Genomic DNA, 23687 nt, shown 5'->3' on the forward strand with positions numbered 1-23687 from the left:
CACGGACATGGCGGCACGAACGAGCCAATCCCTCTCAGGACGGGATCGTTCGTCACGTTCGCCACGGCGCCGTACGCGATCACGCCGACCACCACGACGGTGCGGTCGCGTCCGGGCCGGCACACGGGGACGCGCGGGTTCGTATACCGAACATGACCAACCGGAGAACGAAAGGATTCCGGCCAAGTTCTTGATGCGCTCCTGACAGGAGGTGAGATCTCCTGCCACTCTTCCCACGGTCGCTCCACAGCAACCTCACAGTGTCCGCTGCCGTGCCGCGACCGAAGACCTTCGTGCAACTGGTTCTGCGTACTGCCCTGTTCTGCCCGGACGGGTACCCACCGCCCGGATCCCCACTGGCCGCGCGAGCCGTGGCCACGCAGAAGGAGTCAGTGTTGAGCAGCATGTCCTCGCACAGACGCACCTCCCACACCGCCCGTCGCCGTGTCGCCGCCGTCGCCCTCGTCGGCGTCTCCGCCCTGCTGGCCGCCGCGGTCCAGTCGGGCGCCGCGAGCGCCGCACCCCAGAAGCCGGCCCCCGGCAAGGTCGACCCCGGCGCCGTCGCCCTGAGGCTCACCCCCTCGCAGCGCGCCGAGCTGATACGCGACGCCGACGCCGCCAAGGCGACCACCGCCAAGGACCTCGGCCTCGGCGCCAAGGAGTCGCTGGTCGCCCGTGACGTCATCAAGGACGCGGACGGCACGGTCCACACCCGCTACGAGCGGACCTACGGCGGACTCCCGGTCCTCGGCGGCGACCTGGTCGTCGACACCGCCAAGTCCGGCCGCACGGAGCGGGTCGTCAAGGCGACGGGGGCCGAGATCAAGGTCGCCTCCCTCACGCCCGCGGTCGCGGCCGGCACCGCCGAACGGCAGGCCCTCTCCGCCGCCAAGGCCGACGGGTCGAAGAAGACCGGCGCCGACCGCGCGCCCCGCAAGGTGATCTGGGCGGCGAACGGCAGGCCCACCCTCGCCTACGAGACCGTCGTCGGCGGCTTCCAGGACGACGGCACCCCGAACCAGCTGCACGTCATCACCGACGCGGCCACCGGCAAGAAGCTCTACGAGTACCAGGGCATCGAGACCGGCGTCGGCAACACCCAGTACAGCGGCCAGGTGACCCTGACGACGACGCAGTCGGGCTCCAACTACACGCTGACCGACGGCGCCCGCGGCGGCCACAAGACGTACAACCTGAACCGTGGGACGTCCGGCACCGGGACGCTCTTCTCGCAGACGAGCGACACCTGGGGCAACGGCACCATCTCCAACGCCGCGACGGCCGGCGCCGACGCGCACTACGGCGCCGCGGAGACCTGGGACTTCTACAAGAACACGTTCAACCGCAGCGGCATCAAGAACAACGGTGTCGGCGCCTACTCCCGGGTCCACTACGGCAACGCGTACGTCAACGCGTTCTGGGACGACAGCTGCTTCTGCATGACGTACGGCGACGGCTCCGGCAACGCGGACCCGCTGACCGCCCTGGACGTGGCCGGCCACGAGATGAGCCACGGTGTCACCTCCAACACCGCGGGCCTCAACTACAGCGGCGAGTCCGGCGGCCTCAACGAGGCGACCTCCGACATCTTCGGAACCGGCGTCGAGTTCTACGCCAACAACGCCTCCGACCCCGGTGACTACCTCATCGGCGAGAAGATCGACATCAACGGCGACGGCACCCCGCTGCGCTACATGGACAAGCCCAGCAAGGACGGCGGCTCGGCGGACAACTGGTCCTCCAGCGTCGGCGGCCTGGACGTCCACTACTCCTCGGGCGTCGCGAACCACTTCTTCTACCTGCTGTCCGAGGGCAGCGGCGCCAAGGTCATCAACGGCGTCAGCTACAACTCGCCGACCGGCGACGGCCTCCCCGTCACCGGCATCGGCCGCGACAAGGCCCTGCAGATCTGGTACCGGGCGCTCACCACCAAGTTCACCTCGACCACCAACTACGCGGCGGCCCGCACCGGCACGCTCGCGGCGGCGGGTGAGCTGTACGGCACCACCAGCGCCGAGTACACGGCGGTCCAGAACGCCTGGGCGGCCGTGAAGGTCGGCTCGCGCCCGGGCGGCGGCGGTGGCGGTACGTCGTTCGAGAACACGGCCGACGTATCAATTCCGGACAACGGAGCGGCGGTCACCTCCTCGGTCGCCGTCACCGGCCGCACCGGCAACGCCCCGTCGAACCTGCTGGTCGACGTGAACATCGTGCACACCTGGCGCGGCGACCTGGTCATCGATCTGGTGGCCCCGGACGGCTCGACCTACCGGCTGAAGAACTTCAGCTCGTCGGACTCCGCGGACAACGTCCAGGAGACGTACACGGTCAACGCCTCCTCCGAAGTCGCCAACGGCACCTGGAAGTTGAAGGTCCAGGACCAGGCGGCACAGGACACCGGCTACATCAACAGCTGGAAGCTGACCTTCCCGTAGACCGCGGTTGGACGCGAGCCGAAGACAGGGCGCCGCTCCGGTGGTTCAACTCCCCGGGGCGGCGCCCTCTTTGCGTCACCCGGAGTTTGCGTTGCCCTGCCTTTTACCCTTGATCGGGTCCGTATTACGTACAGCGATCTTCATCCAACGGACGCTTTTCGGCCAACCTGCGCTTGCACTCCTGACATGTACGCGCCCTGGATGTCACTCTTCCACCGCACGGCTCACCCGCACCGCAACTTCGCATCGTCCGGACGACCACCCCACGGCGCCGGACGCCCCCACAGAAGGAGCTTGCGTGACTCCCCTCTACGCGCGTCACAAGCGCACCACCCTGGCCATCGCCACCGCTGTCGCCGCCGGAGCCCTGCTCACCACCGGTCTGACCACCGGTGCCTCCGCCCAGTCCGAGCCGCTCGCCGCGGCCGGCCGGGCGAAGCTCCCCGGCGCCACGGTCCAGCTGTCCGCCGCCGCGCGCACCGGCCTGATCAAGCAGGCCGACGCGGCAGCGCCCCGGACAGCCCAGCAGATAGGCCTCGGTGCCAAGGAGAAGCTGGTCGTCAGAGACGTCGTCAAGGACGTGGACGGCACGGTGCACACCCGCTACGAGCGCACGTACAACGGCCTCCCGGTCCTCGGCGGCGACCTGGTCGTCCACGAGTCCGAGGCCGGCCGGACCGAGGGCGTCACCAAGGCCGTGACAGCGGCCATCAAGGTCGCCTCCCTCAAGCCGCAGGTCACCACCGCGAAGGCGGAGAAGCAGGCGCTGACCGCCGCGCAGTCGGCCGGCTCCGCGCAGACCAGCGCCGACCGCGCCCCCCGCAAGGTGATCTGGGCCGCCACCGGCAAGCCCACCCTCGCCTACGAGACCGTCGTCGGCGGCCTCCAGGACGACGGCACCCCGAACGAACTGCACGTCATCACCGACGCGGCCACCGGTAAGAAGCTCTACGAGTACCAGGGCATCGAGACCGGCACCGGCAAGAGCCTCTACTCCGGCACCGTCACCCTCAGCACCACCAAGTCGGGCACGACGTACAACCTGACGGACGGCACGCGCGGCGGCCACAAGACGTACAACCTCAAGCACGGGACGTCGGGCACCGGCACGCTGTTCACCGACGCCGACGACGTGTGGGGCACCGGCACCGCCTCCAGCTCCACCACGGACCAGACGGCGGCCGCCGACGCCGCCTACGGGGCCCAGGAGACCTGGGACTTCTACAAGAACACGTTCAACCGCAGCGGCATCAAGAACAACGGCGTGGGCGCCTACTCCCGGGTCCACTACGGCAGTTCGTACGTCAACGCGTTCTGGGACGACAGCTGCTTCTGCATGACGTACGGCGACGGCTCCGGGAACACCCACCCGCTGACCTCGCTGGACGTGGCCGGCCACGAGATGAGCCACGGTGTCACCTCCAACACCGCGGGCCTCAACTACAGCGGCGAGTCCGGCGGCCTCAACGAGGCGACCTCCGACATCTTCGGAACCGGCGTCGAGTTCTACGCGGCCAACGCCTCGGACCCCGGTGACTACCTCATCGGCGAGAAGATCAACATCAACGGCGACGGCACCCCGCTGCGCTACATGGACAAGCCCAGCAAGGACGGCGGCTCGGCGGACTCGTGGTCCTCCACGGTCGGCAACAAGGACGTGCACTACTCGTCCGGCGTCGCGAACCACTTCTTCTACCTCCTCGCGGAGGGCAGCGGCGCGAAGACCATCAACGGCGTCTCCTACAACTCGCCGACGTCCAACGGCTCCACGGTCACCGGCATCGGCCGCGCCAAGGCCCTGCAGATCTGGTACAAGGCGCTGACGACCTACATGACGTCGACGACGAACTACAAGGCCGCCCGCACCGCGACGCTCTCCGCGGCGTCCGCGCTGTACGGATCCGGCAGCACGGAGTACACGACGGTGGCGGCGGCCTGGGCCGCGGTCAACGTGAACTAGTGATCCGCTAGGCACCAGGGCGGTACCCGGGGAGCGGTCGGCTCCGGGTACCGCCCTACGCTGTCCCCATGGTCTCCCCGGACACTCCCTTCACCTACGAGGACGTGGGCGCGACGCGCGACGGCCGCTGCCCGCCGGGGTTCCGACCCCTCCACCTCCGCACCCGCATCGGCGAGGGCGAGGAGGTCTTCCGCGCCGCCTCCGAAGCCGTCATGACCTGGGCGATGCACCGGGAGACGGGGGTGGCCATATCCGCCGGCACCGACAGAGCCGCCCCCGGCACCGACGTCACCGTCGGCCTCGGCCCGATCAAGGCACCCTGCCGGGTGGTCTGGACGGTCGAGGAGTACCGGCGCGCGGGCTGGGCGTACGGCACGCTGCCGGGCCACCCCGAGAGCGGCGAGGAGTCCTTCGTGGTCGACCGGACCGGCGACGGCACGGTCTGGCTGACCGTGACCGCCTTCAGCCGCGCGGCCAGGTGGTACTCCCGCGCGGCCGGCCCGGCGACCCGCGGCCTCCAGCACGCGTACGCCCGCCGCTGCGGTCTGGCCCTGCGCCGCCTGTGCTCGGGACTCGACCCGCTCTGACGGCGGCGCGGGCCACCGCGCCCCGGCGCGCCGGGACTCAGCGCATCAGGACCCCGGCCGCCTCCCCCACTCCCTCCGCGGGCACCGCGACGACCCCCACCTCGGCGCTCGACGCGAGCAGCCGGTGGGTGGGCAGGATGCGGACCGTGTAGCCGAAGGGGCCCGTGCGGTCGAGGGAGAGCGGGCCCTCGTACACCCACCGTCCCTCCGGGTCGGGGCCGCCCGCCGGCTTCAGCGGGACGCAGGTCGCGTCGGCGATGCGGTCCCGCGAGTCGACGCGCCCGGAGACCGCCTGCACCTCGACGTCGTCGGGGGCGAGATCGGCCAGCGCGACCCGGACGCGCAGGGAGAGGGTGGTTCCGAGTTCGGCCGTGGTCGTCGCGGCGGAGGCCTCCACGTGGTCGACCGCGACCCGGGGCCAGGCGGCCCGCACACGGGACTTCCAGGACGCCAGCTCGCGGGCCGCGTCCGGGGAGAGCGCGCGGTGCGAGCGGGCCGCGGGGGTGTACAGGCGCTCCACGTACTCCCGCACCATCCGCCCGGCCAGTACCTTCGGGCCGAGATGGGTCAGCGTCTGGCGGACCATCTCGATCCAGCGGTCCGGCAGACCGCCCTGGCCCCGCTCGTAGAAGCGGGGGGCGACGCGCTGCTCCAGCAGGTCGTACAGCGCCGACGCCTCCAGGTCGTCGCGCCGGTCGTCGTCGGTCGCCGTGCCGTCCGCGGTCGGGATCGCCCAGCCGAAGTCGGGCCGGAACCACTCGTCCCACCAGCCGTCCAGCACCGAGAGGTTGAGGCAGCCGTTGAGCGCCGCCTTCATCCCGCTCGTCCCGCACGCCTCCAGCGGACGCAGCGGGTTGTTGAGCCAGATGTCGCAGCCCGGGTAGAGCTTCTGCGCCATCGCCATGCCGTAGTCGGGCAGGAACACGATCCGGTGGCGCACCCGCGGGTCGTCCGCGAACCGGACGAGTTCCTGCACCAGACGCTTGCCGCCGTCGTCGGCGGGGTGCGCCTTGCCCGCCACGACGATCTGGACCGGCCGCTCGCTGTGCAGCAGCAGGTCCATCAGCCGGTCCCGGTCCCGCAGCATCAGCGTCAGCCGTTTGTACGAGGGGACGCGGCGCGCGAAGCCGACGGTCAGTACGTCGGGGTCGAGCACCCCGTCGATCCAGCCGAGTTCGGCGGTCCCGGCACCGCGCTGGCGCCAGGAGGCGTACAGCCGCTCGCGCACCTCCACCACCAGTTGCTCCCGCAGCACCCGGCGCAGGTCCCAGATCTCCTGGTCGGCGATGTCCGCCACGGCGTCCCAGCGGTCCGAGCCGCCGACCGTGAACGCGTCCTCGGTGCGCTGCGCGCCGATCTGGCGGGCGCCGAGCCTAAAGACCTCCGGCGCCACCCAGGTCGGGGCGTGCACACCGTTGGTCACCGAGGTGATCGGGACCTCGTCCGGGTCGAATCCCGGCCACAGACCGGAGAACATCTCCCGGCTGACGTGGCCGTGCAGCAGGGAGACGCCGTTCGCGCGCTGTCCCAGCCTGAGGCCCATCACCGCCATGTTGAAGAGGTTCGGTTCGCCGCCCGGATAGGTCTCCATGCCGAGGCCGAGGATCCGCTCGACGTCGATGCCGGGGAGTTCGGCGTCGGGACCGAAGTGGTGGGCCACCAGTTCACGGTCGAAACGGTCGATCCCGGCCGGGACGGGGGTGTGGGTGGTGAAGACCGTGCCGGCCCGAACGGCCTCCAGCGAGGCCTCGAAGTCGAGCCCGGTCTCGGCGAGTTCGGCGATCCTCTCCAGTCCGAGGAAGCCCGCGTGCCCCTCGTTGGTGTGGAACACCTCGGGCTGCGCGTGGCCGGTGAGGCGACAGTACGTCCGTACCGCGCGCACCCCGCCTATGCCGAGCAGCATCTCCTGGAGCAGCCGGTGTTCGCTGCCTCCGCCGTACAGCCGGTCGGTCACCCCGCGCTCGCCGAGGCCGTTCTCCTCCACGTCCGAGTCCAGCATGAGCAGGGGCACCCGGCCGACCTGGGCCAGCCAGATCCGCGCCCGCAGCGCCCGTCCGCCGGGGAGGGCCAGCGTCACCTGGGCGGGTGTCCCGTCGATCTCGCGCAGCGGTACCAACGGGAGTTCGTTCGGGTCCAGGAGCGGATAGTGCTCCTGCTGCCAGCCGTCCCGGGACAGGGACTGCCGGAAGTAGCCGTGCCGGTACAGGAGGCCGACACCGATCAGGGGTACGCCCAGGTCGCTGGCGGCCTTCAGATGGTCACCGGCGAGGATGCCGAGACCCCCGGAGTACTGCGGGAGCGCGGCCGTGATGCCGAACTCCGGTGAGAAGTAGGCGATGGCCGTGGGGAGTTCGGACGACTGGACCTGGTACCAGCGTTCGCCGGTCATGTAGTCGCGCAGGTCGTCGGCGACTGCGGCGAGCCGGCGCAGGAAGCGGCGGTCCTCCGCGAGATCCGCCAGCCGCCGGGGCGGCACGCTGCCCAGCAGCCGTACGGGGTCGCCGTCCGACGCGGACCAGCGCTCGGGATCGACGGACTGGAAGAGGTCGCGGGTCTCGGCGTGCCAGGACCAGCGCAGATTGCGCGCCAGGTCGCTGAGCGGGTGGAGGGCTTCGGGCAGGACGGGCCGGACGGTGAATCTGCGGATTGCCTTCACGAGTTCCACCTTCACGAAGGACGTAAGCGGCAGGACGTACGCGGCTGAGGGACGCACGTCCTTGTGCGCCCTTCGTCATCCACGACGTTAGCGGCGAGAGTGCCTCCGCAACTACGGCGCACGGGGGAACTCCGGCGTGGACGGGCGGGGTCGTCCGGCCCCGGACGGCCCCTTGACAGGGCCCCGGACAGCACGGCGCGTGGGGCGTCGGCTCTCCGCGGTCTCCCCCGCACGCCACGACTGATATGGCCGATTCCGCACTCATGGGCGGCCTTGTGGCACTTCACACCGCACGAGAGGCTGCCAGGTGGCGTGCGGCGGACCGCGGTCCGTACCGGTCGGCCCGGTCCGCGCGCTCCGAGTCGAGGAGGGGAACCCACGTCATGGCACGGTCGAGACGGTGGCGTCCGCACGGGGCGGGAGGCCTGGTCGCGGTCGTGACGGCCGCGGTGCTCTCGGTCGTCGCGCCACCGGCGCACGCCACACCCGGGGGCCGGCCGGAGGGGGTCGGCGCCCCCGGTTCCGTCGGCGGAAGTTACATCGTGACGCTGAAGGGGGGCACCCTGGCTCCGTCCCCTGAGGGAAAGGGCATCGCCGAGGAGTACGGGGCGAAAATCAGCCATACGTATGGCACCGCGCTCAACGGCTATGCCGTGCGGGCGGGTGCGCGGCAGGCCCGCCGGCTCGCGGCCGACCCCCGGGTGGCCTCGGTCGTCCAGGACACCCGGGTGCGGCTCGACCGGGCCGGGAGGAACCCGCCGTCCTGGGGCCTGGACCGGATCGACCAGCCCGGTCTGCCGCTCGACAGGAGCTACACCGCACCGGCACCGGGCGGCGCGGGCGTGACCGTGTACGTCATCGACACCGGCATCCGGATCACGCACCGGGACTTCGGCGGCCGGGCCCGCTACGGCTGGGACTTCGTCGGCAACGACCGGACCGCGGGCGACGGCAACGGACACGGCACCCATGTCGCGGCCACCGTCGCCGGGACGGAGTACGGCGTCGCCGGGAAGGCCCGGGTCGTCGCCGTCCGGGTGCTGGGCGACGACGGCTCCGGCACCACCGCGCAGGTCATCGCGGGCATCGACTGGGTGACCCGGCACGCGCACCGGCCCGCGGTCGCCAACCTGAGCCTGGGCGGGAAGGCGAACGCCCAGCTGGACGCCGCCGTACGCAACTCGATCGCCTCGGGGGTGACCTACACGGTCGCCGCGGGCAATGGCGGAAAACCGGCCAATCTGTACTCCCCCGCCCGCGTCACGCAGGCCCTCACCGTCGGCGCCGTCGACCGGACCGACACGCGGGCGCGATTCTCCGACTACGGCGCCTCGGTGGACCTCTTCGCGCCCGGCGTGGCGATCACCTCCGCGTCGTACCGGAGCGACACCGGGACGGCGACCCTCTCCGGTACGTCGATGGCGAGTCCGCACGTCGCGGGCGCGGCGGCGCTCTATCTGGCCGACCACCGCCGGGCGACACCGGCCGAGGTGGGCAGGGCACTCCTGCGGCGCGCGGTGCCCGGGAGGGTCACCGGCGCGGGGGCGGGCTCTCCCGACAGGCTGCTGCGGGTCGGCGGTCCCTAGAGATCCGCCCCGGGGGGGGCGTGAACCGGCCCCGTCCACACGGGACGAGGCCGGTCTTGTACGCGGACACAGGCGTAAGGAGTTAACAAAGCGTCGGATTGCCCACCCGAACAGGGTGGGAAGGCTCCTGCGGTACAGCCCGCAGGCCCCACCTCCCCACACCCTCATCCGCCCACCCACGTTGACGCGGACAGGAGCGGTCATGCCCGCCACGCACCACACGTCGCCACCCCCGACGACCACCTCCGACACCTCCCCCCCACGCACGGCCGACGCCGCCCCCGGCGCGCCGGAGACACCCTCCGCGGACCCCCGCGGCGGCGTCGGACGCATCCCCGTCCTCGACGTACGTCCCCTCGTCCTCCAGGGCCGCCGCCCGGCCAAGGCGGTGGTCGGCGAGGCCTTCGAGATCTCCGCCACGGTCTTCCGCGAGGGCCACGACGCGGTCGCCGCGAACGTCGTCCTGAGAGATCCGCGGGGCCGCACCGGCCCCTGGGCGCCGATGCGCGAACTCGCGCCCGGCACCGACCGCTGGGGCGCCACGGTCTCCGCGGGCACGACGGGCCGGTGGACGTACACCGTGGAGGCGTGGAGCGATCCGGTCTCCACCTGGCGCCATCACGCGGGGATCAAGATCCCGGCCGGCATCGACACGGAACTGGTCCTGGCGGAGGGCGCACGACTGTACGAACGGGCCGCCGCCGGTGTGCCCGCGGGCCAGGACGGGAGGGCCGTCGTGCTCGCCGCCGTGGACGCGCTGCGCGACACCGGCCGGCCGGCCGCGGCCCGTCTCGCCGCCGCCCGCACCCCCGAGGTGGACCGGCTGCTCGCCCGTCACCCGGTGCGCGAACTCGTCACGTCGTCGGAACCGTTGCCTCTGCTCGTGGAGCGTGAGCGGGCGCTGTACGGCTCCTGGTACGAGTTCTTCCCGCGTTCGGAGAGCGGGCAGCTGGACCCGCCGGTCCACGGCACCTTCCGGACTGCCGCCGAACGTCTGCCCGCCATCGCGGAGATGGGCTTCGACGTCGTCTACCTCCCGCCGATCCATCCCATCGGCACGACCTTCCGCAAAGGTCCCAACAACGGTCTGTCGGCGAGCCGTCACGATGTCGGGGTGCCGTGGGCGATCGGCTCGCCGGAGGGCGGGCACGACGCGATCCACCCGGACCTCGGCACCATCGACGACTTCGACGCCTTCGTACGCCGGGCGGCGGATCTGCGTCTCGAAGTCGCCCTCGACTTCGCGCTGCAGTGCTCCCCCGACCATCCGTGGGTGGAGAAGCACCCGGAGTGGTTCCATCACCGCGCCGACGGCACGATCGCGTACGCGGAGAACCCGCCGAAGAAGTATCAGGACATCTACCCGATCGCCTTCGACGAGGACATGCCGGGGCTGGTCCGGGAGACGCTGCGGGTGCTGCGGCACTGGATGGACCACGGGGTGCGGATCTTCCGTGTGGACAACCCGCACACCAAGCCGGTGGTCTTCTGGGAGGAGGTCATCGCGGACGTCAACCGCACCGACCCGGACGTGATCTTCCTGGCCGAGGCGTTCACCCGGCCCGCGATGATGCGCACGCTCGGGGCGATCGGCTTCCAGCAGTCGTACACGTACTTCACCTGGCGCAACACCAAGCGGGAGCTGACCGAGTACCTCACCGAGCTGTCCGGCGAGGCCGCCGCCTCCATGCGGCCCAACTTCTTCGTCAACACCCCGGACATCCTGCACGAGTTCCTCCAGCTCGGCGGGCGTCCGGCCTTCGAGCTGCGGGCGGTGCTCGCCGCGACGCTGTCCCCGACCTGGGGCGTGTACAGCGGTTTCGAGCTGTGCGAGAGCACTCCGCTGCGCAAGGGGAGCGAAGAATACCTGAACTCCGAGAAGTACCAACTGCGTCCGCGTGACTGGGAGTCGGCGGAGTGTGACGGACATAGCATCGCGCCGTTGCTGGGTGCGCTCAACGCGATCAGGCGGAGCAGCCCGGCGTTGCGGCAGTTGCGCGACCTGCACTTCCACCACACGGACAAGGAGGCGGTGATCGCCTACTCGAAGTCCGTCACGGACGCCCGCGGTTCGAACACGGTTGTGGTGGTGGTCAACCTCGACCCCCACCACACCCAGGAGGCCACGGTCTCGTTGGACATGCCGCAACTCGGCCTGGACTGGCACGAGTCCGTGCCGGTGCGCGACGAGCTCACCGGCGAGACCTACCACTGGGGCAGGGCCAACTATGTGCGTCTGGAGCCGGGACACAGGCCCGCGCACATTCTCACCGTCCTGCGACCGTCCTCACCGCACATCGGAGGGTCACCCACCATATGATCATCAACGAGCCCGTACCGGACACCTTCGAGGACACTCCGGCCAAGGACCGCGACCCCGAATGGTTCAAGCGCGCCGTCTTCTACGAGGTCCTGGTCCGCTCCTTCCAGGACAGCAACGGCGACGGCGTCGGTGACCTCAAGGGCCTCACCGCGAAACTCGACTACCTGCAGTGGCTCGGCGTCGACTGCCTCTGGCTGCCCCCGTTCTTCAAGTCCCCCCTGCGGGACGGCGGCTACGACGTCTCCGACTACACCGCCGTACTCCCCGAATTCGGCGACCTCGCCGACTTCGTCGAGTTCGTCGACGCCGCCCACCAGCGCGGCATGCGCGTCATCATCGACTTCGTCATGAACCACACCAGCGACCAGCACCCGTGGTTCCAGGAGTCCCGCTCCCACCCCGACGGCCCCTACGGCGACTACTACGTCTGGGCCGACGACGACAAGCAGTACCAGGACGCCCGGATCATCTTCGTCGACACCGAGGCCTCCAACTGGACCTTCGACCCGGTCCGCAAGCAGTACTACTGGCACCGCTTCTTCTCCCACCAGCCCGACCTCAACTACGAGAACCCCGCCGTGCAGGAGGAGATCGTCTCCGCGCTGCGGTTCTGGCTGGACCTGGGGATCGACGGCTTCCGGCTGGACGCGGTCCCGTACCTGTACCAGGTCGAGGGCACCAACTGCGAAAACCTTCCTGCGACCCACGAGTTCCTGAAGCGGGTGCGCAAGGAGATCGACACGCACTACCCGGACACGGTGCTGCTGGCCGAGGCGAACCAGTGGCCCGAGGACGTCGTCGACTACTTCGGCGACTTCCCCTCCGGCGGCGACGAGTGCCACATGGCGTTCCACTTCCCCGTCATGCCGCGCATCTTCATGGCCGTACGCCGCGAGTCCCGCTACCCCGTCTCCGAAATCCTCGCCAAGACGCCCGCGATCCCCAACAACTGCCAGTGGGGCATCTTCCTGCGCAACCACGACGAGCTCACCCTCGAAATGGTCACCGACGAGGAACGCGACTACATGTACGCGGAATACGCCAAGGACCCGCGCATGCGCGCCAACATCGGCATCCGCCGCCGCCTCGCCCCCCTGCTCGACAACGACCGCAACCAGATCGAACTCTTCACCGCCCTGCTGCTCTCCCTGCCCGGCAGCCCGATCCTCTACTACGGCGACGAGATCGGCATGGGCGACAACATCTGGCTCGGCGACCGCGACGCCGTCCGCACCCCCATGCAGTGGACCCCCGACCGCAACGCCGGCTTCTCCTCCAGCGACCCCGGCCGCCTCTTCCTGCCCACCATCATGGACCCCGTCTACGGCTACCAGGTCACCAACGTCGAAGCCTCCATGTCCTCCCCCTCGTCACTGCTGCACTGGACCCGCCGCATGATCGAGATCCGCAAACAGAACAAGGCCTTCGGCCTCGGCTCCTACACCGAACTCCCCTCCTCCAACCCCGCCGTCCTCGCGTTCCTGCGCGAGGCCCCCTCGACCGAGGACGAGGGGGACGACCTGGTCCTGTGCGTGCACAACTTCTCGCGCTTCGCCCAGCCCACCGAACTCGACCTGCGGGCCTTCAACGACCGTCACCCCGTCGAGCTCATCGGCGGAGTCCGCTTCCCCGCCATCGGTGAACTCCCCTACCTGCTCACCCTCGCAGGCCACGGCTTCTACTGGTTCCGGCTCCGCAAGGACGCCGTGTAGAACCGGGGCGGGGCGGTTTCCCCCGTCCCGCCCGGGGCACCCATCAGTAACACCCCCGACTCGCCCGGACTCCGGGTCCCTGGGTCCTTGGGTCTCCGGTCCCCCGGTCCCTGGGGAAAGGACGCGACGCCATGTCGGAAGCCGCCACGCACCCTGTCACGGAACCCGTCGCCCGCCCCGAGCTGCTCGCATCGCTCGACCCGCTGCTGCGCGAGTGGCTGCCACGCCAGCGCTGGTTCGCGGGCAAGGGACGTCCGGTCACCGGATTCTCTCTGGTGACGGCCAACGAGTTACTGCCGACGTCCGGTCCGCTGGGGCTGCTGCACCTCCTGGTACGGGCCCATCAGCCGGCCACCCCCGCCCAGGGCGCCACCGCCCGGCAGGGCGACTGCTACCAGTTGTTGATCGGCGTGCGCGAGGCACTCCCGCCACGGCTCGCGCCCGCGCTGATCGGCCATGTCGAGGAAGGGCCGCTGGCCGGGCGCACCGTCTACGAGGCGCTGCACGACCCGCGCCCCGCCGACGTGCTGCTCGAAGCCCTGCGCTCCCGGGCCCGGATCGGCGAGCTGCGCTTCGAGCGCGACCGGCGTCGGCCGATCCGGGGCGGACTGACGCCCCGGCTGGTGACGTCCGAGCAGTCCAACTCCTCCCTCGTCTATGGAGATACGTTCATCCTCAAGCTGTTGCGCCGCATCGTCCCCGGCGTCAACCCCGACCTGGAGCTGCCGCGCATGCTCGCGCGGGAGGGCTGCCCTCGGGTTCCGGCGCCCGCGGCGTGGATGACGGCGGACATCGGCGACGCCCGGAGTCCGGCGGGCGGCGAGAGCTACGTCCTCGGTGTGCTGCAGCCCTTCGTCCGGGGTGCGACGGACGGCTGGGAGCTGGCACTGCACGGACTGGCCAAGGGCGAGGACTTCGGCAGCGAGGCGCGGGCGCTGGGCCGGGCCACGGCCGAGGTGCACACGGCGCTCGCCCGCGCGCTGCCCACGACCACGCTGGGACACGTGCAGATGCGGCTGCTGGTCGAGGGTATGACCGAGCGGCTGGCGGCGGCGGCCCAGGCGGTGCCCGCGCTGCGTCCCTACGCTCCCGGTCTGCGGACCGCCTTCGAGGCGCTCGCGGACCTGGCCGCCGAGGGACAGACCTGGACCGCCCAGCGCGTCCACGGGGATCTGCACCTCGGCCAGTGCCTGCGTTCACCCACCGGCGAGTGGTCGCTCATAGACTTCGAGGGCGAGCCGTCGAAGCCGCTGGCCGAACGCCGTATGCCGCAGCCGCCGCTGCGGGACGTGGCCGGGATGCTCCGCTCCTTCGACTACGCGGCCCGCTCGAATCCCCGGAGCACCGCCCCCTCCCCCGCCCCGTCCGAGTCCGTGTCCGACTCCTGGGCCGACACCTGCCGGGCCGCCTACTGCGCCGGCTACGCGGAGGCCGCCGGGCGCGACCCGCGCACCGACCCCGTCCTGCTGCGCGCCTACGAGACGGACAAGGCGGTCTACGAAGTCGTCTACGAGGCCCGGCACCGGCCCGACTGGCTGCCGGTGCCCCTGGCGGCGGTGGGCCGGCTCGCCGCATCCCCCTGACGTTCCCCGATCACCCCGCCGAGGAGGCCCTGCCCGTGACGCCCCGCCCCCCGTCCGACGACAGTCCGAAGAAGAACGGTGCCAAGAAGCCGGCCACCGGCAAGAAGGCGGCGGTCCAGAAGACTGCGGCCGAGCAGACGGCGGCCGGAAAGGCGGCCGAGGGGAAGCCGGCGGCCAAGGCCCCCGAGAGGTCCGGCAAGAAGCCCGCCGGGGGCAAGGGTGCGAAGTCCTCCAAGAGGGCTTCCGGCCCGGCCGCCGCCGGACCCCCGGCACCCGCCGCCCCGCCGGTCCTCACCGACCCGGCACCCATCGGACCGCCGACCCGGACCGAAGCCGCTCCCGCCCTCACCGGCACCGCCGCCGACCCCGTGGACAACTCACTTACGTCGCGCGGCAGTTCTCGCACCATCGCCGACAGCGTTCCCGCCCCCGCGGACACCACCGCCCCGGACCGTGCGGACAACCCCCCGGTCCTCCCCGGCAGTCCGCACGCCCCCGGCGACGGTGTACCCGCCTTCGCCGGTCTCGGTCCGGACGACCGGGAGCGGTTGCTCTCCGGTACGCACCATGATCCGCACGGGGTCCTGGGCGCTCATCCGGCCCCCGGCGGAGTGGCGTTCCTCGCCTTCCGGCCGTACGCCCTGGGCGTGACCGTCGTGACGGACGACCTGCGGGCCGAGCTGCACGACGACGGGGACGGCTTCTTCTCGGCCCTGCTGCCGCTGCGCGCGGTCCCGGACACGTACCGACTGCTCGTGACGTACGAGGGGACGGTCCAGGACACCGAGGACGCGTACCGCTTCCTGCCCTCGCTCGGCGAACTCGATCTCCATCTGCTCGGCGAGGGCCGCCACGAGGAACTCTGGCGGGCCCTGGGCGCCGAGCCGATGACGCACCAGGGCGTGGCCGGCACCCGTTTCACCGTGTGGGCGCCGAACGCGCGCGGGGTCCGGCTCGCGGGCACCTTCAACTTCTGGGACGGCACGGGGTATCCGATGCGGTCGCTCGGCTCGACGGGCGTCTGGGAACTGTTCGTACCCGGCATCGGCGAGGGCGAACTCTACAAGTTCGAGATCACCCGCCCCGACGGCACCCGCACCCTGCGCGCCGACCCGATGGCCCGCCGCACCGAAGTCCCGCCGCGCACCTCGTCGATCGTCCAGACCTCGCACCACACCTGGCAGGACGAGGAGTGGATGGCGGGCCGGGGCGAGCGACCCGCCCACGAGGCGCCGTTCTCCGTCTACGAGGTACACCTGCCGTCCTGGCGACCCGGCCTGACCTACCGTCAGCTCGCCGAGCAGCTCCCCGCCTACGTCCACGACCTCGGCTTCACCCACGTCGAACTCATGCCCGTCGCCGAACACCCCTTCGGCGGCTCCTGGGGATACCAGGTCACCGGCTTCTACGCCCCCACCGCCCGCCTCGGCACCCCCGACGACTTCAAACACCTCGTCGACGCCCTCCACCAGGCCGGCATCGGCGTCCTCATGGACTGGGTCCCCGCCCACTTCCCCCGCGACGAATGGGCCCTCGCCGAATTCGACGGACGCCCCCTCTACGAACACTCCGACCCCCAGCGCGCCGCCCACCCCGACTGGGGCACCCTCGAATTCGACTTCGGCCGCCGCGAGGTCCGCAACTTCCTCGTCGCCAACGCCGTCTACTGGTGCCAGGAATTCCACATCGACGGACTCCGCGTCGACGCCGTCGCCTCCATGCTCTACCTCGACTACTCCCGCGAACCCGGCCAGTGGACACCCAACGAACACGGCGGCCGCGAGAACCTCGACGCCGTCGCCTTCCTCCAGGAGATGAACGCCACCGTCTACCGCCGCAACCCCGGCGTCGTCACCATCGCCGAGGAATCCACCGCCTGGGACGGCGTCACCCGCGCCACCCACCACTCCGGCCCCGGCGGCTTCGGCGGACTCGGATTCGGGCTGAAGTGGAACATGGGATGGATGCACGACTCACTGGACTACGTCCAGCACGAGCCGGTCCACCGCAAGTACCACCACCACGAGATGACGTTCTCCATGGTCTACGCCTACAGCGAGAACTACGTCCTGCCCATCTCCCACGACGAAGTCGTCCACGGCAAGAAGTCGCTCGTCTCCAAGATGCCCGGCGACTGGTGGCAGCAACGCGCCACCACCCGCGCCTACCTCGGCTACATGTGGGCCCACCCCGGCAAACAACTCCTCTTCATGGGACAGGAGTTCGCCCAGGGCGCCGAATGGTCCGAGACCCATGGCCCCGACTGGTGGCTCCTCGATCCCGCCTACCCCGCCGAGGCCGACCACCGGGGAGTCCGCGACCTGGTCCGCGACCTCAACACCGGCTACCGCCACACGCCCGCGCTCTGGCAGCGGGACACCGACCCGTCCGGCTTCCAGTGGGTGGTCGGCGACGCGGCGGAGGACAACGTCTTCGCGTTCCTGCGTCTCGACGCCGAGGGCACCCCGCTGCTCGCGGTCTCCAACCTCTCCCCGGTCGTCCGCCACGCCTACCGCCTCGGCGTCCCCGACTCCGTCCCCGCCTGGCAGGAGACCCTCAACACCGACAGCGCCCGGTACGGCGGAAGCGACATCACCAACCCGGACATCGTCAAGCCGGAGATCCAGGCCTGGCACGGCCGCCCGGCCAGCGTCCGCCTGACGCTGCCTCCTCTGGCGACGGTCTGGCTGCGACCGGCCTGAGGTCCGGCATCCGGTACCTCACCCCGGAGCACCCCCGGACCGTCCCACCCGGTCCGGTCTCCGGTCTCGGCTCCCGCCGGAAGGCGGGAGCCGAGACCGGAGGCCTCCGTCCTGCGCGGCCGCGGTACGAACCCGCCGCACGGCCGCCGTTCCTACCCGAACGCCCCGGCCAGCGCCTCCGGCAGTTCCCCGGTGTACAGGACACCCAGTCGCTGTGTGGCCCGGGTCAGGGCCACGTACAGGTCGCTCGTGCCGTACCGTCCCGGCTCCACCACCAGCACGGAGTCGAACTCCAGGCCCTTGGACTGGCGGGGGTCGAGCAGGACGACCGTCCGGGTCAGGTCCGGCTCGCCGCCCGCCGTCACGCCGTCCAGCCGGGCGGCCAGTTCCGGGTGCAGGTCGCGCGGGGCGACGACCGCCAGGCGGCCCTCCGCCGGTGTCAGTTCCTCCACCGCCTTCGCCACCGCGCCGGGCAGGTCGTCGGTCGCGCGCGCCCACGGGCGTACGCCCGTCGTCCGCACCGAACTCGGCGGTTCGAAGCCGGGGTGCTCCGCACGGACCACCGCCGCCGCCACCTCCATGATCTCGGACGGGGTGCGGTAGTTGACGGCGAGCCGGGTGTGCTCCCAGCGGTCCTCGACATAGGGGGAGAGGATCCGCTCCCACGACCCGACCCCGGCCGCCTCGGCGGTCTGCGCCGGGTCGCCGACCAGGGTCATCGACCGGGTGGGACTGCGGCGCATCAGCAGCCGCCACGCCATCGGCGAGAGCTCCTGCGCCTCGTCGACGATGATGTGGCCGAACGCCCAGGTCCGGTCGGCCGCCGCCCGCTCGGCGGCGCTGCGGTGGTCCTCCTCCTCGTGGCGCTCGGCCATCCGCTCGGCGTCGATGATGTTGTGGGCGGACAGGATCTCGGAGTCCTCCTCGTCCTTGTCCTCGAACTCGTACGTACGGGAGGCGTAGGACACGTCGAGCACGCCCTGCGCGTAGGCGACCTGGGTGCGGCGCTCCTGGTCGGCCAGGGCCCGCGCGACCCGGTCGTCCTCGCCCAGCAGTTCCGCGGCCTCGTCGAGGAGGGGGACGTCGGCGACGGTCCACGCACCGGTGACCGGACGGCGGATCGCCTCGGCGTCCTCCTCCCCGACGTAGCCCTCCGGGCCGGCGAGGAAGTCGGCGACCAGCCGCTGCGGGGTCAGCCTCGGCCACAGCTGGTCGATGGCCGACCAGACCTCGGGGTTCTCGGCGAGGTCGTCACGGATCTGGGTGATGTCGCTCGGGTCGAGCAGGTTGGACCCGTCGAACGGGTCGGTGCCGATGCGCTCGGAGAGCATGTCGGTGAGGGTGTTGAGGATGTGGCCCTCGAAGTACTCGCGGGCCACGTTGTGCGGCAGCCCGGCCTCACGCGTGCGCTCGCGGGCGACTCCCACGAGCCCGGCGTCGAGCATCAGGACGTCGCGGTCGTGCTCGATCGCGATCACCGGGTCGGGCAGCGCCTGGCGGTCGCGGACCACCGAGACCAGCACCTCGGCCATGTCGGCGCGGCCCTTGACCGCCGCGGCCCGCGGGGTGTCGGCCGCCGTGGCCTTCACCCCGGGGAAGAGCTCGCCGACGGTCGCGAGCAGGACGCCCGTCTCACCGAGCGAGGGCAGCACCTCGCCGATGTAGCCGAGGAACGCCGGGTTCGGGCCGACGATCAGGACGGCGCGCTTGGCGAGCAGTTCACGGTACTCGTACAGCAGGAACGCGGCCCGGTGCAGCGCGACGGCCGTCTTGCCGGTGCCGGGGCCGCCCTCCACCACCAGTACGCCCCGGTGCGGGGCGCGGATGATGCGGTCCTGCTCGGCCTGGATGGTCTGCACGATGTCGCTCATGCGGCCGGTGCGCGCCGCGTCGAGGGCCGCGAGCAGGACGGCGTCACCGCTCGGGTCCTCGTGGCCGGTGCGCCGGCGGTCTCCGAGGTCGAGGATCTCGTCGTGCACGTCGGTCACCCGGCGGCCCTCGGTACTGATGTGCCGGCGGCGGCGCAGGTCCATCGGGGTGTGCCCGGTGGCGAGGTAGAAGGGGCGGGCGACCGGCGCCCGCCAGTCGATGAGGATGGGGGTGTGCTCGGTGTCGCCGGCGCGGACACCGATACGGCCGATGTGGTGGCTGACGCCGGTGGTGAGGTCGATCCGGCCGAAGCACAGCGAGCCGTCCACGGCGTTCAGCGCGGCCAGCAGACCCGAGCGCTCGGCGACGAGCACATCACGTTCGAGCCTGGCCTGCATGGGCGTGTTGCCCTGCGCGAGCGCGTCGCCGACGGAGGCCTCGGTGTCGCCCCGCAGCACGTCGACGCGCGCGTACAGCCCGTCGATGAATTCCTGCTCCTGCTGCAATTCAACATCGGGAAATTCTGCGTTTGAGCCCCTGTTTGACAATTCCGCTCCCGCCCGGATATACTGTGGCCAGTGAACTTCTCCACGACTTGATGTATTGAAGTCGCGAACCATTCAATATACGCAAGAAAAACCCCCGGGTGCAATTTCCCCGGGGGTTTTTCTTTGTGCCGTCCGCGCCTGCGGCGTCCGCTCAGAGCACGTCGGACAGCTCCTCCAGCAGCCGCCGCCTGGGCCGGGCGCCCACCATCGACTTCACCGGCTTACCGCCGCGGAACACCATGAACGTGGGCATCGACAGCACCTGGTAGGCGTTGGTGGTCTCCGGATTCGTGTCGACGTCCAGCTGGACGACCTTGAGCCGCCCCTCCTCCTCGGCCGCGAGAGCGCTCAGCACCGGCCCCATCTGCCGGCACGGCGGACACCAGTCGGCGGTGAACTCCACCAGCACGGGCAGCTCCGCGCCGATCACCTCCGCCTCGAAGTCCGCGTCCGTCACCGAAGTCACGCCGGTCAGATCGATCACCGTGTCCGCCCTCCCAGTTCGCACACCGGCTCCGGACCCCCCGGAACCGCCGCGTCGGCGGCCAGCTCGTCGCGGGCCCGCTCGGCCCGAGCCAACTGCGCGCCGACCTCGCTCCGCACCGCCCGCAACTCACCGATCAGCGCGTCGAGTTCACCCAGCTTGCGGCGGTAGACCGCGAGCGAGGCGGGACAGGAGTCCCCCTCCGGATGCCCGGCCCGCAGGCACTCCACGAACGGCCGCGTCTCCTCCAGGTCGAACCCGAAGTCCTGGAGCGTCCTGATCTGCCGCAGCAGCCTCAGGTCGTCCTCGTCGTAGGTGCGGTAGCCGTTGCCGGTACGCCGCGCGGGCAGCAGCCCCCGTGACTCGTAGTACCGCAGGGTGCGCGTGGTGGTCCCGGCCCTCGTCGCCAGCTCGCCGATTCGCATGCCCCGAACGTAGTCCTTGACGTCGGCGTCAGGGCAAGGCCGGGACCGGGGGCGGCACCGGGGGCGGCGGCATGGTCAGGCGTGGGCCGCCACGCCCGCCGACTCCTCGACCTCCAGCAGGGACGCGCTCTGCCGCTCCTCGTCGAACGCCGCGCGTCCGCCGCGCAGCCCGAAGAGCCGCTTGGCGAGGGCGATGTAGAGGACGGCGAGGATGTTCAGGACCAGGGTGGCGATCTTCAGCCAGCTGACGTGCTCGGTGAGCTCGTAGACCTCCAGGGGCAGGAAGGCGGCGGTGGCGACCACCGTCAGATACTCCGCCCAGCGCTTCGCGTACCAGAGGCCGCCCGCCTCGACGAGTTCGATCAGCGCGTACGCCAGCAGCAGCGCGGCCACCAGGACCAGCGTGGAGTGCTTGTAGCCGAAGGACTTCTGGATGCTGCCGACGACCGGCGAATGGTCGAGGTCGTAGTGGAAGTGCCTGAAGACCGGCCGCAGGACGTTCAGGTACTCGTCGAAGAGGCGGCGCACGGAGTCCTGGCTGTTGCTGAACCTCCACACCGCGGCTGCCACCAGCACGATGAACACCCCGCGCACGGCCCGTTCGACCGCCAGGAAGCGCAGGATGAACAGATCCCGCAGCACCTTGCCGCGCGGCACGAGCGGCGCCTCGTCCGCGGGCCCCGAGCCGTGCGGTGCGCCGAGCACGAAGTCTCCGCAGCGCAGACAGCGCCAGGCCTCGCCGAGGCTGGTCCCGGCGCGCAGGCGGTCGCGCAGCGCCGGTTCGTCCGGCGCGTACGTCGCATGGCCGCGGCGCGCGCACGTTCGCCGGTCCCAGTCGATCTTCATACTCCGTGCCCTCCGCAGAACATGCAGAACATCACGTGCCGTGCCGGTAGGTCCGGCACGGCACGGTAGTGCATGTTCTACGAGACGGAGGCCCGGGGGGTCACGGTTCCGGGAACACCGTCGTGGGGCGAGGTCAGCGCGCCGCGGCACTCTCCGCGGACGCGGACGCGGACTCCACGTCGGTCCCGGTCGCCGTCCCCGTCCCCGTCGCCATCCCGGTCGCCGTCCCCGTCTCGGTCGCCGCCTCGGACGCGGACTCCGGCTCGGACGCGGACTCCGTCTTCGCGGGCCCCGTGTCGCCGGCCGCCCCCGCGTCCCCGGTGCCCGTCGGCGTCGGCACCGCGCGCTCCTTGCGCGGCAGCAGTACCGCCACCAGTACCGTCCCCACGCCCAGGATCACCGCGCCGACCAGGCTGGTGTGCGCCACCGCGTCCGAGAAGGACGAACCGACCGCGTCCGCCATCTGCCGTGCGCCGTGGGCGAGTTGGTCGGACTGCGCTTTCAGTTGCGCGGCCTTCTCGGTGTGCCCGCCGTGCCCGGCCCGTGCGGCCTGCTCTCCGAGCTGCCGGGCCTTGTCACCGATGCCCCGGGCGACCGCGTATCCCGCGCCGACCGAGTCCTGGGCCGTGGCCAGCGCGTCCGCCGGGAGGCCGCCGCCCCTGGTCGCGTCCGAGAGGTGCGAGGAGTACGAACTCGCCAGCACCGAGCCGAGAAGGGCGATGCCGAGCGAGCCGCCGAGCTCCAGCGAGGTGTCGTTGACCGCGCCGCCGACACCGAGTTCGGACTCGGGGAACGCGCCCATGATGGCGTCCGTGCAGGGCGAGAGCGCGAGCCCGATGGCGAGGCCGAGGATGACGAGCGGGAGGACGAGATCACCGTACGACGACGCCGCGTCGACCCGGGTCAGCAGCGCGAGTGCCGCCGTACCGCCGACCATGCCCGCGGTCACCGTGAGCCTCATGCCGACGCGCGGGGTGAGGTAGCCGGTGAGCGCCGAGCCGGCGAAGACGGCCCCGGCGAGCGGCAGCATCCGCACACCGGTGTCCAGCGCGTCGTACCCGAGCACGAACTGCAGGTGCTGGGTGAGGTAGTAGAAGGCGCCGAAAACGGCCAGGAAGAAGAGCGCGACGGCGAGGTTCGAGCCGGCGAACCGGCGCTGGGCGAACCGGCGTACGTCGACGACCGGACGCGGGTGCCGCAGCTCCCACACCACGAAGGCCGTCAGCCCGAGCCCCGCGACGACCGCGGCCGTGACGGCCCGGACGCCCCATCCGAAGTGCGGCCCCTCGATGATCATGTAGACCAGCGCGCCGATCCAGACGACCGACAGCAGACCGCCGACGTGGTCGACGCGGTGCCGGTGCCCGGCCCTGGAGGGCGGTACGAGGACGAGGGCGCCGACGATCGCGACGGCGGCGATCGGCACGTTGATCAGGAAGGTGGAGGACCAGCCGTGGTGCTGCAGCAGCGCGCCCGCGACCAGGGGGCCCGCCGCGATGGCGAGACCGGCCGTGGCGGTCCACAGGGTGATCGCCTTCGCGCGTTCCGCGCGCGGGAAGGTCGCGGCGAGCAGGGAGAGCGTCGCGGGCATGATCAGCGCGGCGCCGACCCCCATCACGGCACGGGCCGCGATGACACCGGCGGAGCTGTCCACGAGGGAGCCCGCCACCGCCCCGCCGCCGAAGACCACCAGCCCCAGCACGAGCGCGCCGCGCCGGCTGTACTTGTCGCCGATCGCGCCGAGCAGCAGCATCAGCGCGGCGTACGGGACGGTGTAGCCGTCGATGACCCACTGCAGGTCGGCGCTGGACAGCCCCAGGTCCTGGGTCATGTCGGGGGCCGCGACGGTGAGGGCGGTGTTGGCCATCACGATGATCAGCAGGCTCAGGCAGAGCACCAGCAGCGCCCACCAGCGCCGGGCATAGGGCCGGTCCATCCGCTCGACCGGTTCGTTGATGACGAGACGCATGG

At 71.2% G+C, this 23687-nt stretch carries 14 protein-coding genes; 8 read left to right on the forward strand and 6 right to left on the reverse strand.

The window, feature by feature from the left end; genetic code table 11:
- Nucleotides 1-404: 404 nt before the first annotated feature.
- The 3 genes from GFH48_RS13530 to GFH48_RS13540 all read left to right on the forward strand — a co-directional run bounded on the left by GFH48_RS13530 (nt 405) and on the right by GFH48_RS13540 (nt 4982).
- Nucleotides 405-2435, forward strand: a complete 2031-nt coding sequence (locus GFH48_RS13530; RefSeq protein ID WP_153292891.1) for a M4 family metallopeptidase — start codon at nt 405-407, stop codon at nt 2433-2435.
- 298 nt (nt 2436-2733) lie between these two features.
- Nucleotides 2734-4395, forward strand: coding sequence for a M4 family metallopeptidase (locus tag GFH48_RS13535; protein ID WP_153288516.1), 1662 nt, complete (start codon nt 2734-2736; stop codon nt 4393-4395).
- Between the two features lie 68 nt (nt 4396-4463).
- Complete coding sequence (locus tag GFH48_RS13540; RefSeq protein ID WP_153288517.1) at nt 4464-4982, forward strand: DUF1990 family protein; 519 nt, start codon at nt 4464-4466, stop codon at nt 4980-4982.
- Nucleotides 4983-5019: 37 nt separating this feature from the next.
- Here the strand turns inward: GFH48_RS13540 and GFH48_RS13545 are convergent, their stop codons facing one another.
- Nucleotides 5020-7638 carry a glycosyltransferase family 1 protein gene (locus GFH48_RS13545; protein ID WP_153288518.1) on the reverse strand — a complete coding sequence of 873 codons (2619 nt, stop codon included), beginning with the start codon at nt 7636-7638 and terminating at the stop codon, nt 5020-5022.
- Nucleotides 7639-8021: 383 nt separating this feature from the next.
- On the opposite strand from GFH48_RS13545, the gene GFH48_RS13550 reads away from it, so the two are divergent.
- The 5 genes from GFH48_RS13550 (at nt 8022) to glgB (ending at nt 17544) form a co-directional block, all read left to right on the forward strand.
- Entirely contained in the window at nt 8022-9224 is a 1203-nt protein-coding gene (locus tag GFH48_RS13550) for a S8 family peptidase (RefSeq protein ID WP_153288519.1), read from the forward strand.
- 202 nt (nt 9225-9426) lie between these two features.
- On the forward strand, nt 9427-11544 hold the full coding sequence (locus GFH48_RS13555; RefSeq protein WP_153288520.1) for an alpha-1,4-glucan--maltose-1-phosphate maltosyltransferase: 2118 nt from the start codon (nt 9427-9429) through the stop codon (nt 11542-11544).
- Nucleotides 11541-13259 (forward strand): maltose alpha-D-glucosyltransferase, encoded by a 1719-nt coding sequence (gene treS / locus GFH48_RS13560; RefSeq protein ID WP_153288521.1) that lies wholly within the window; start codon nt 11541-11543, stop codon nt 13257-13259. The genes GFH48_RS13555 and treS overlap by 4 nt, the downstream gene beginning before the upstream one ends.
- Nucleotides 13260-13390: 131 nt before the next feature.
- Entirely contained in the window at nt 13391-14842 is a 1452-nt protein-coding gene (locus GFH48_RS13565; protein WP_153288522.1) for a maltokinase N-terminal cap-like domain-containing protein, read from the forward strand.
- A 35-nt stretch (nt 14843-14877) separates the two neighbouring features.
- Nucleotides 14878-17544 (forward strand): 1,4-alpha-glucan branching enzyme, encoded by a 2667-nt coding sequence (gene glgB, locus GFH48_RS13570; protein WP_153288523.1) that lies wholly within the window; start codon nt 14878-14880, stop codon nt 17542-17544.
- Between the two features lie 152 nt (nt 17545-17696).
- Here glgB and GFH48_RS13575 read toward each other — a convergent pair whose 3' ends face one another.
- The 5 genes from GFH48_RS13575 to GFH48_RS13595 form a co-directional block, all read right to left on the reverse strand.
- Nucleotides 17697-19919, reverse strand: a complete 2223-nt coding sequence (locus GFH48_RS13575) for a HelD family protein (RefSeq protein ID WP_194280579.1) — start codon at nt 19917-19919, stop codon at nt 17697-17699.
- Between the two features lie 193 nt (nt 19920-20112).
- Nucleotides 20113-20427, reverse strand: coding sequence for a thioredoxin family protein (locus GFH48_RS13580; RefSeq protein WP_153292892.1), 315 nt, complete (start codon nt 20425-20427; stop codon nt 20113-20115).
- Between the two features lie 14 nt (nt 20428-20441).
- Nucleotides 20442-20870 carry a MerR family transcriptional regulator gene (locus GFH48_RS13585; protein ID WP_153288525.1) on the reverse strand — a complete coding sequence of 143 codons (429 nt, stop codon included), beginning with the start codon at nt 20868-20870 and terminating at the stop codon, nt 20442-20444.
- 75 nt (nt 20871-20945) lie between these two features.
- Nucleotides 20946-21716, reverse strand: a complete 771-nt coding sequence (locus tag GFH48_RS13590; RefSeq protein WP_153288526.1) for a DUF2127 domain-containing protein — start codon at nt 21714-21716, stop codon at nt 20946-20948.
- A 133-nt stretch (nt 21717-21849) separates the two neighbouring features.
- Nucleotides 21850-23685, reverse strand: coding sequence for an MFS transporter (locus tag GFH48_RS13595; protein WP_228120558.1), 1836 nt, complete (start codon nt 23683-23685; stop codon nt 21850-21852).
- Nucleotides 23686-23687 lie beyond the last annotated feature (2 nt).

Source organism: Streptomyces fagopyri, from assembly GCF_009498275.1.
GTDB lineage: Bacteria > Actinomycetota > Actinomycetes > Streptomycetales > Streptomycetaceae > Streptomyces > Streptomyces fagopyri.